The 2,653-nt window shown below is 54.1% G+C and carries 3 protein-coding genes; all 3 read left to right on the top strand.

What is annotated here, in order from left to right:
- Positions 1-276: TonB-dependent receptor (locus Q0510_RS10470; protein ID WP_298710883.1), on the top strand; the 276-nt coding region annotated here is incomplete at its 5' end.
- A gap of 20 nt (positions 277-296) precedes the next feature.
- The gene (locus Q0510_RS10465; protein WP_298710881.1) at positions 297-1,676 is read left to right on the top strand and encodes a RagB/SusD family nutrient uptake outer membrane protein; all 1,380 of its coding nucleotides are present in this window, start codon (positions 297-299) and stop codon (positions 1,674-1,676) included.
- 4 nt (positions 1,677-1,680) lie between these two features.
- The coding region (locus Q0510_RS10460) for a hypothetical protein (RefSeq protein ID WP_298710876.1) at positions 1,681-2,653 on the top strand (973 nt) is incomplete at its 3' end.

Below are 2,653 nucleotides of genomic sequence, written 5' to 3'. Positions count from 1 at the left end.
AAGGCTACTACCAACCCTGCTTTAACCTTGTTTGACGTTTATCGGACTTCAACTGCGGTATGGGGTGATGCGAGCTTCATCCGCCTGAAGAACATATCGCTGCGGTACGATTTGTCGGAATATGCGCGGAAGATCAAGCTGGACCGGCTATCCGTATATGTAAATGCCCAGAACCTGCTGACGTTTACGGACTATAAAGGGATGGACCCCGAAACTCAGGGTATCCGCCTGCCACCTTTGAAAACGATCACCGCCGGTATTCAGCTGAGTTTATAATCATTATCAAAAGCAAAAAGATGAAACGATATTCGCTTCTTATCATATTCGCTGCGACACTCACCATGTCGTGCAACAAATTCCTGGATACGCCCACGCCAAAAACGGAAGTGGTGGATGAGCTGGTGTTCAACAACGACAAAAATGCAACCGCAGCCGTAACCGGGTTGTATATTTCCATGAACGCCCTCAACTACCAATGGGCGAACGTCATGATGAATTTCGTGGCGGGCATTCATGCCGACGAAGTGTATTACGTCAGCCCTTATGAAGATTACGATGTGTTCGGCCAGGCGCGGTTATTGCCTAACAGCACATATGTTGAACGTTTCTGGAATTCCATTTACGGTTATATCTATACCACGAACGCTTGCGTGGAAGGGCTTACCGCTACTACAGGCGTAACGCCGGCACTAAAGGATCAGTTGCTGGGCGAAGCACATTTCATGCGTGCTTATTTTTATTTCTATCTCGTGAACATGTATGGTGATGTGCCTTTGGTGCTTACTACCGACTATCGTGTTTCGCAGTCGTTGCCACGGGAGAAAACGGAAGTAGTATACAATCAGGTAGTGCAGGATTTGAAGACTGCCAAACAGTTACTCGGCGACAATTATCCCAATGGCAACCGCGTTCGCCCGAATAAGACAGCGGCCTCTGCTTTACTGTCGAGAGTTTACCTGTATCGTCATGAATACGCATTGGCAGAAGCGGAAGCATCCGCAGTAATCGGGAACGGTAACTATGCGCTGCTGCAGAATCTCAATAATGTGTTCCTTGCCAACAGCCGCGAAGCTATCTTCCAGCTGCAGTCGGTTAACGTAGCCGGGGGAAGGAATACCTGGGAAGCTAACGTTGGTGTACCTGCCGGCGCTACCGGCGGGCCGCTTTTCCGCCTGGATACTGTCAACCTGATTCCGAAATTCGAAGCGGGAGATGCGCGCCTGGCCAACTGGACCGCCACGCGGATGGTGGGCTCCGCAACGATTTACTGGGCAACTAAATACAAAGTTCGCAACAGTACGCCCGTACAGGAAAACACCATGCTCCTTCGCGTAGGCGAGCAGTTCCTCATCCGCGCCGAGGCGCGCATCCGGCAGAATAATCTCACGGACGGCCGCAGCGACCTGGATTCCATCCGCCTTCGCGCCAACCTGCCGGTTCTATCTACGGCACTGAACCAGGACCAGCTGCTGCTGGCAGTGGAGCAGGAACGCAAGTTCGAGCTGTTTGCAGAATGGGGGCACCGCTGGTTCGACCTGAAGCGTACCCATCGCGCTTCCGCTGTGTTAGGCCCTATCAAAGGAGCTAACTGGCAGGCGACTGATACCTTGTATCCTATCCCTTCTTATGCGAGAAGCACCAACATCAACCTGTCACAGAATGAAGGCTACAAATAACTTTTTGATTGTAATCCTCCTCCTCATAATTACCGGTTTCACCGCGCGCTCGCAAGAGCGTGTGGTGATCTCGCCGGTAAAGCCTGAGGCCGGGCAAACGGTAACCATTACGCTGGACCCCTCCATCCCCGGAGGGCCGATTCCCGCCAATGCTTCCGCCGTTACATTGAAGTTCGTCACTTCCAACTTCTACGACCTGCCCATTCAGCTGCCGATGCAGCGGGAAGGCGGAAAGTGGGTCGCCCGCTTCGAGCTGGCGCCTTACGCGGCGTTCGCAACATTTTCGCTCGTGAGCGGGAACGTGACGGAGCGCCCTGCCGCCGACAAGTTGTTTGAAGTGATGGTTTACAAGAACGGGAAGCCCGTGCGCAACGCGTTACTGTACCGTGGCGGCAGCCTTGCCGCCCAGATGGGAAAGGCGCCGGGCGTGAAGGCGGCGCAGGCGGCGTTGTATGAGCAGGAGCTCGCGGCTTTCCCGGATAATTACGAAGCGAAGCTTTCCCTGCTGATGTATAAAGAGTCGCAGGCGAAAACGGACGCGGAGAAAAAGGCTTTCCGGCAGCACGCGTACGAAGAGATTGCGGCTAAATGGATGTTGGCGCCAACTGACCGGGGGAACATCAACAAGGTGACGATGGGATACCTCATGATCGGGGAGCCCTCCCGCCTGGATTCGATCCGGAAGGTGGTGATGGACAAATACCCCGAATCCGCGCTGGGGCGTACCCTGCGGGCGGACTTTATCGGTCGGGAAAAGGATACGGCATCGCGCATCCGGCAGCTGGAAGCGGCGCTGCAGGCCGAAACGGTTGCGAATACGGAAGATTTCTCTCCGTACCACGACCAGCTGTTCGAATTGTACGCCGCGAGGAAAGACTCGTTGAAAACAGTTTACCATGCCGGTAAAGTGCGCCAGGATACCACGAGCCCTTACCTGCCGCGTTTCTACAAAGACATGGCGCAGACGCTGATCAGTA

The organism is uncultured Chitinophaga sp. (assembly GCF_937874145.1).
GTDB lineage: Bacteria > Bacteroidota > Bacteroidia > Chitinophagales > Chitinophagaceae > Chitinophaga.
This window is presented reverse-complemented; position numbering and strand designations above follow the sequence as displayed.

Excerpts from the sequence above, each read along its gene's own strand:
- Q0510_RS10465 (WP_298710881.1), top strand. The coding sequence starts at position 297 with ATGAAACGATATTCGCTTCTTATCATATTCGCTGCGACACTCACCATG.